6 protein-coding genes and 1 pseudogene are annotated in these 6,996 nt (G+C 67.0%); 5 read left to right on the top strand and 2 right to left on the bottom strand.

The features are described 5' to 3' along the window. Positions 1–630 precede the first annotated feature (630 nt). Positions 631–1,095: a hypothetical protein gene (locus tag K9U41_RS20895; protein WP_282642777.1), complete on the top strand. Its 465-nt coding sequence runs from the start codon at positions 631–633 to the stop codon at positions 1,093–1,095. Between the two features lie 177 nt (positions 1,096–1,272). Here the strand turns inward: K9U41_RS20895 and K9U41_RS20890 are convergent, their stop codons facing one another. Continuing rightward, complete coding sequence (locus K9U41_RS20890; protein WP_282642776.1) at positions 1,273–3,585, bottom strand: sensor histidine kinase; 2,313 nt, start codon at positions 3,583–3,585, stop codon at positions 1,273–1,275. 302 nt (positions 3,586–3,887) lie between these two features. Here K9U41_RS20890 and fae point away from each other — a divergent pair, with 302 nt between their 5' ends. From fae to K9U41_RS20875, 3 genes are all read left to right on the top strand, one after another. Further along, a complete protein-coding gene (fae, locus tag K9U41_RS20885; RefSeq protein WP_282642775.1) occupies positions 3,888–4,427 on the top strand; it encodes a formaldehyde-activating enzyme in 540 nt (179 codons plus the stop codon). A gap of 299 nt (positions 4,428–4,726) precedes the next feature. Then, the gene (locus tag K9U41_RS20880) at positions 4,727–5,260 is read left to right on the top strand and encodes a sigma-70 family RNA polymerase sigma factor (RefSeq protein WP_282642774.1); all 534 of its coding nucleotides are present in this window, start codon (positions 4,727–4,729) and stop codon (positions 5,258–5,260) included. Beyond that, positions 5,257–5,964: a ChrR family anti-sigma-E factor gene (locus tag K9U41_RS20875; protein WP_282642773.1), complete on the top strand. Its 708-nt coding sequence runs from the start codon at positions 5,257–5,259 to the stop codon at positions 5,962–5,964. Before K9U41_RS20880 ends, K9U41_RS20875 begins: the two co-directional genes overlap by 4 nt. A 108-nt stretch (positions 5,965–6,072) precedes the next feature. Here K9U41_RS20875 and K9U41_RS20870 read toward each other — a convergent pair whose 3' ends face one another. After that, entirely contained in the window at positions 6,073–6,612 is a 540-nt protein-coding gene (locus K9U41_RS20870) for a DUF2244 domain-containing protein (RefSeq protein ID WP_282642772.1), read from the bottom strand. Between the two features lie 22 nt (positions 6,613–6,634). Between K9U41_RS20870 and K9U41_RS20865 the strand changes: the two are divergent. Further along, positions 6,635–6,996 (top strand): annotated as a pseudogene (locus tag K9U41_RS20865) (hypothetical protein); the annotation flags it as partial.

The raw sequence follows: 6,996 nt of genomic DNA, 5'->3' as shown, positions 1-6,996 counted from the left end.
AGGAGGAGGAGGGCGAGGGCGGGAGCCCCTACAGATCGCAAGCACTCAGGCGTCATCTCCCGCTCCATTTGCATTGATTATTCAGGGGCTCGAAGGGCACCGCGCAGCCAAGGGCCGCGTTCGCAGTGTGTCAACAGGCATCTGAAGCGGCCAGCGACATGACGTGCAAAAAGCAACTCTTGATTGTAGGTATATTTTCCTATATTGATGCAGAGGCGGGCATGTTGGACAGCCGAGCCTAGATGCAATTGCGGGCGGATCACGTCGCCATCCGATTTAAGGTGGCACTGATAAAATTCAGTCTTGCGACCAAGTATAATCCGGACCAACCGAGGCTTCCGGCTGGCGGGCCGGGTGGAGGACAATGGGTCGGTGCGGGAGGCGGTTCCGTTTCCGGCCTCAGGTCGCGACCGTCGCGGGAGAGCGTGGGGCGGGTTCGGACCGCGCAGGTCATGATGGGTCGCTTGTGACCCAGCTCGGCTCAGGGCGCGACATCCGGTGCGTGTATCGGTTCGGCTTTGGCGATGTGGTCGTTCAGGGCTCGATCTTAGGGACCTGCAATAATCGGGTGCCGTCCTCCGCCGTCGTCCACGGCCAGTTGCTTAACGACAATCGCAAACGGTGATCGCAATGAACGATCCGCGCATGCCACCCATCAATTTCACTCTCACCGAGAATGCTCGCCGCGGCATCGAGGAAATCCGGAAGATCTATATCGAAAATTACCCCGATGAGCCGACGGAATTTCCTTCCGTTTACTTTGCTATCTACCGTCTTGACAATGGCATCATGTTCGAAAATGTCATGGTTAGCTTCTACCAGAAGGGGGAGGCAGCTGAGAAGATGCGTCCGTTCCTGCAGCGCGTGGGCGATATCGATCTCATCTATTTCGTGGACGAAGAAGGTCACCGCAAGCTCGAAGGCGCGATCATCGACTACAGGACCGGCGAGGGCTTCTTCCTGCGCGACCCAGTCAGCGGCGCGGAGAACCGCTTGCCGGACGACGTGATAGAAGAAATCCGCAAGCTCCGGGAAAACTCCGAGAAGAGCGAGGCAGCGGAAATCAAACCGTCGGCCGACAACGACAACGGCTAATCGCGCGGCTGTCCCTTCCTCGTCATGTCCGGGCTTGTCCCCGGCATCTACGTCGGGTCGATGGCCGGGGGATGGGTCCCCGGCTGAGCTGCGTGGATGGCCGCGACAAGCCCGGCCATGAACTGGATAGGGGGGAACGGCCTTCGGCAGGTCAGCGCCTTGCCAGCCTCGCCGCCCTCACATCACCGCAGCCAGCCGCGGCGTCTCGTTGGAGTTGGCGGCGCGGCCGTTCACCGGCAGGCGGACGATGACGGTGGTGCCGCGGCCCTCGATGGAGCGGATGCGCATGGCGCCGCCGTGCAGCTCCACCAGCGACTTGGCGATGGCAAGGCCGAGGCCCGAGCCCTTGTGGGTCTTGGTGAACTGGCTCTCCACCTGCTCGAACGGCCGCCCGATCCGCGCCAGCGCGTCCTTGGCGATGCCGATGCCGGTGTCCTCGATGGCGATCACCGCCGCCGCGCCGTTGATGCGGGCCTTCACCGCGATGCTGCCGCCCTCGGGGGTGAACTTCACCGCGTTGGAGAGCAGGTTCAGCAGGATCTGCTTCAGCGCCCGGCGGTCGCCCTTGATGGCGAGGTTGTGCGCCGCCGCCATGGTCATGGTGATGTTCTTCTCGTCGCCGTTCACAGCGGTGACGCGCAGGGCGTCGGCGATGATGTCGTCGAGGGCCAGGTCCTCCACCTCCAGCTGCATGCGGCCGGCCTCGATCTTCGACATGTCGAGGATGTCGTTGATGACGTCGAGGAGATAGGTGCCGGAGCCTTTGATGTCGGTGCAGTATTCGGCGTATTTCTCCGAGCCGAGCGGGCCGAACATGCCGCTCTCCATGATCTCCGAGAAGCCGATGATGGCGTTGAGAGGCGTGCGCAGCTCGTGGGACATGTTGGCCAGGAACTCGCTCTTGGCGCGGTTGGCGTCCTCGGCCTTGTTGCGCTCTTCCGAATACTTCTCGGCCAGTTCCGCCAGCTGCTGGGCCTGGTGTTCCAGGGTCTGCTGGGACTTGCGCAGGTCCGCCACCAGCGCCATCAGGCGCTTCTCATTGTCCATGAGGCGCTCCTCATGGCGCTTCATGGTGGTGATGTCGGTACCCACCGAGACGTAGCCGTTGTCCTTGGTGCGGCGCTCGGCGATCTTCAGCCAGCGGCCGTTGGAAAGCTGGGCCTCGAAGGCGCGGGAGCCTTCCTCGGGCTTGTCCTCGGGCTTCAGCGGGGTGCGGGTGATGGGGTGGCGCCCCACCGAGGCGATCACGTCGAACGGGGTGCCGGCGTGGATCGCCTCGTCGGGCAGCTCGTGCAGGGTCTGGAACTTGGAATTGCAGAGCACCAGCCGGTTCTGGCTGTCCCACAGCACGAAGGCTTCCGAGATGCTCTCGATGGCGTCGCGCAGGCGCATGTCGGCGGTCACCGTGCGCTCGGCCATGCGCTGGGCCTCGGTGACATCCATGGCGATGCCGATGAGGTGGGGGCCGTCCTCGCCCTGCTGCTGGACCACCTCGGCGCGCATGCGCAGCCATACGAAGTCGCCCTTGGCGGTGCGCATGCGGAACACCCGGTCCACCGGCGTGCCCGGCCGCTCGGCCAATTCCTGGGCCAGCTCGTAGAGGTCGCCGTCGTCGGGATGCACGAGCTTGGCGATCTCGCCGAAGGAGACCAGCTCGTCCTTGCGCTCCAGCCCGAGGATCTCGAACATGGTGTCGGACCAGTACATGCGCCCGCGGGCCATGTCCCAGTCCCACATGCCGCAGCGGCCGCGGTTCAGCGCGGTGTCGATGCGCCGGCGCACGGTGTCGTAGATGGCGTCCGCCTCGCGCGCCCGGCTCGCCTGCCAGTGGAAGGAGAAGCCGAGGATCAGCAGCACCGTGCCGGTGGTGGTGAACAAGGTCACCGTCAGCGTGGTGGAATCCGACCAGGCCGCCAGCGCCCGCTCGGTGGGCTGGAGGAAGACGATCTGCCCCAGCGGCGCGTTGAGGTTGCGCACGGTGGCGAGCGCGGTGCCCTCGCCGAACGGCACCTCCAGCACGCCGGCACGCTCGGCGAAGATGACGAGGGGCTGGGCGGGGTCGATGACGTCGGCCAGATTCGCCGGTGCCTCGCCGCGGGGGGCGGAGGCGATGATGCGGCCCTGGGCGTCGGTGACGTAGACGCGCCGCCCGCTCTCGGTGGCGCGGGGCGGCAGGCTCTCCTCCAGGGCGGAGGGCACGCGGGCAAGGGCGTTGCCGGCGCGCAGGGTCAGCCCCTCGCCGGTGGCGAGGGCGAGCAGGGAGAGATCGTCCTTGGCATTGTTGAGTTCGGCCACCCGGTGGGCATGGATCTGCACCACCGCGCCGACCCCGATCACCACCAGGAAGGTGACGATGAGCGCCGGGACGATCCGGCGCAGGACCGGTTCCGCATCAAGCAGGCGCTGGTAGGCAGGGCGCGCGATCGACCGTGCCAGACCTCGAATGGCTTGGTCGCGCACGCCTACGCTCTCAGCGTTGGCGCGTGCCATCGCCGGTCTCCTCCGGGTGTCCGGGGGCTCTGAGCGGCCTACTGCTCTTGAAGCCCCCACGTCCTAGATCTGGAGGGACGTGCCGCATCTCTCCGAATCGAGCCCATTGGAATCGAATCGGAGGGCTGTTGTCTAGAGTCCAGCCGAGTCAAGGGGCGAATAATTACGGCCACGCCTTGGTTTTGGAGGTGTTTCGGGGCGGTGGACACCGCTTCCGGACGCCGCGGGGCGCAGCGACGCTGGGTCGCCGTGGACGGGGCGGGACCGGGATGCTTCCTTGCGCTCCCATACAGGAGGAAAACATGACCGACATCTGGTTCAAGGCGGGCGAAGCGACGGTTCTCGCGGCGGACGGGCAGGCCACCGACGCCATGCCGGAAGTGCTCATCGGCTCGGTGCGCGGCCCGGTGGGGCAGGCGTTCGCCTCCATGATGGGGCAGGTGCAGGGCCACACCCGGATGTTCGTGGTGCGCGACCTGAACCAGCTGGTGCGCCCGCTGACCATGATGACCACCAAGGCCACCATCCACACCGCCGAATATGTGGACCTGCTGGGCGGCGTGGTTCAGGCCGCCATGGGCGACGCCATCATCGACTGCGTGAGCGAGGGCATCCTGCCCAAGGACGAGGTGGACGAACTGGCCATGATCATCATGGTGTGGCTCGACCCGCGCTGTGCCGAGGACCCAGACCTCGACAAGGCCGACCTCTACCGCACCAATTACGAGGCGACCAAGCTCGCCATCTCCCGCGCCATGAAGGGCGAGCCCACCATCGACGAGCTGATCGCCAACCGCAGGAGCGTGAAGCACTACGCCCTGGAAGGGGTAGTGGAATACTGAGAGGCGCTTGCATTGCGGCTCAGGTCACGGTGACGTTGGTGGAGGCCGTTGGGGGTCTCGGCTAGGGTCGAAGCGCGCGCGGCGCGATCGGTGGCTCACGTCATCCGATCGCGTCCCGGCTTCGTATCGAGTGCATGGATGTCGCCGAGCCTAGCCTGTTGGTTCCCTCTCTCCGCCCGTCGCCGCCGGCGCGGACGCGTCCGCATGGTGATGAGCGACCGGCCGGACTGTTTGCGGCTCCGGCTGCCGGGCTGCCTGCCATGAGCGCCCCTGCGCCCGGCCCCCGCGCGGGAGCCGACATGAGCGCGCTCGTGGTCGCCATCGCCCGGACTGCCGACCGGGAGGCCTTCGCCCTCCTGTTCCGCCATTTCGCGCCACGGGTGAAGGCCTTCCTCATGCGCAGCGGGCTTGCGGCCAACGCGGCGGAGGAACTGGCGCAGGAGACGCTGCTGACGGTGTGGCGCAAGGCGTCCTACTTCGATCCGGCCCGCGCCGCCGCGTCCACCTGGATCTTCACCATTGCCCGCAACCTCTCCATCGACCTGAAGCGCCGCGAGCGCCATATGGGGACCGTCGACCTGGATGCCGTGGACGAGGAGGCCGACGAGACCTCCGGCGAGACCATCCTGATGAGCGCCGAGCGCGAGGCGCGGGTGCGGGCGGCCCTCTCCAAGCTGTCGGAGGAGCAGGCCACCATCGTCCGGCTCTCCTTTTTTCAGGAGAAGCCCCATTCGCAGATCGCGCAGGAGCTGGGCATTCCGCTCGGCACCGCCAAGTCGCGCGTCCGCCTGGCCTTGAGCCGCCTGCGCACGCTGCTGGAAGATTTGAAATGAGCGTCCATTCCCATCCCGGCGACGAGACCCTGCTGCGCTTTGCGGCAGGCACGCTGCCGGCCGGGCCGGCTTTGCTGGTGGAGATCCATCTTCAGGGTTGCCCGCTCTGCCGCACGGCGGTGCGCCGGTTCGAGGCGGTGGGCGGTGCGCTGCTGGACGCGGCCGAGCCCGCCGCCCTCGCCGGCGACGCCTTCGCGCGCACCCTGGCGCAGCTTGGTTCCGCGCCCATGTCCGGGGGGCTGACGGGCGGCGGCGCAAGGCGCGATCATCTGGAGGCGGCATTCTCCCGTCCGCCCGCGGCGCCGCGCCTCCCGGAAGGGTTGTTGCTGCCGGAGGGCGTACGCCTGCCCCAGCCGCTCACGTCCCGTCGCATCGGCTCCATGATACCGGTATCGCCCGGCGTGCGCATGGGCCGGGTGCATGTGCCCGAGGACGGGCAGTCCAACGTCTTCCTGTTCCAGATCGGGCCGGGCCGGGCGATTCCCCAGCACACCCATGCCGGAACGGAATATACCCACGTCATCTGCGGCGGCTTCAGCGACCCGTCCGGCCATTACGGTGCCGGCGATATCGTGGAGGCGGACGGGGACGTGGAGCATTCGCCGCGGGTGGACGACGACGGTACCTGCATCTGCCTTGCCGCCTTCGAGGGCCGGCTGCGCTTTCGCGGCCTGCTGGGCGTGGTGCTGCGGCCGTTTCTCTAGGGTGTTTTCCGTTCGTCCAGGCTCACGCAATCACTCTGGATTTCCCGTGTTGACGCGTTTTCGTCACGCGAACCGGGACCCCTTCGCTCGAAAACGCTTTAAGGGGCCTCAGAAGGAATTGCGCGGCACGCCCTTCTTCACCACCGCGATGGCGTGGGACAGGTCGCTGGCCAGCGCCGCCTTCTGGTCCGGCCCCAGGAAGCGCCCCACCGGCACCGTGCGCGGGCCGCTGACGAGGGCCACGTCCAGCGTGCCGTGATCCTCGTCGTCCTCCCGCGTCAGGCGCGTCCAGAACGGGTTGAGCCGGGTGATGGTGCGCCGCCCGCGCGCCGGTTCGCGCCGCACCTCGATGACACTGGGGGTGACGAGGATATGCTCGCGCGCCCGCGCCGAGCGGAAGCTGGCGCGAAAGGCGAGGTAGATCAGCAGCACGTCGAGGCCGAAGAAGCCGAAGATGGGCCATGCCCCCATGGCGAGGAAGGCGAGCCCGGTGACGAGGCTGATGCCGCCCACGCCCACCATCACGAGGCGAAAGCCGCGCGGGGTCAGCGAACGGTGCGGGGCAAGCGTCACCGCATAGACGACAGGCTCCTCCGGGAAGCCCGCGTTCCCTTCGGGTGCGGTATCACGGTCGCTGGATTGGGGCATTGACGACCAGTATACCGGAAAAATGCCGCGCAAGATCACCCCGCCCAAACCTTCCGTTGTGACCGAGTCTGGTGTGCCCAAGTCGGGTGCTGCCAAGTCTGGGGCCGCCAAGTCTGGCGCTTCCAAGTCCGGTGCTGCCAATTCTGGTGCGTCCAAGTTCGCTGCCACCGCACCGGCTAAGCCACGTGGCGCGCAGGTCGTGGCCTCCGGACAGGCGCCGGTCTCGCCGGCGGCGAAAGCCGCGACGGGGGGGAGCAAGCCCAGAGCGAAGGCCACGGCAGGGACAGGCACATCCACGGCCGCACCCAAAGGCACCGCCAAGGCTCCGGCCAAGCTGGCCGCCAAACCGGCTGCCAAGCCCGCCCCGTCCGGCAAGCGCAAGCC

It is taken from the genome of Xanthobacter autotrophicus (genome assembly GCF_029991245.1).
Classification (GTDB): Bacteria; Pseudomonadota; Alphaproteobacteria; order Rhizobiales; family Xanthobacteraceae; genus Xanthobacter; species Xanthobacter autotrophicus_C.
This window is presented reverse-complemented; position numbering and strand designations above follow the sequence as displayed.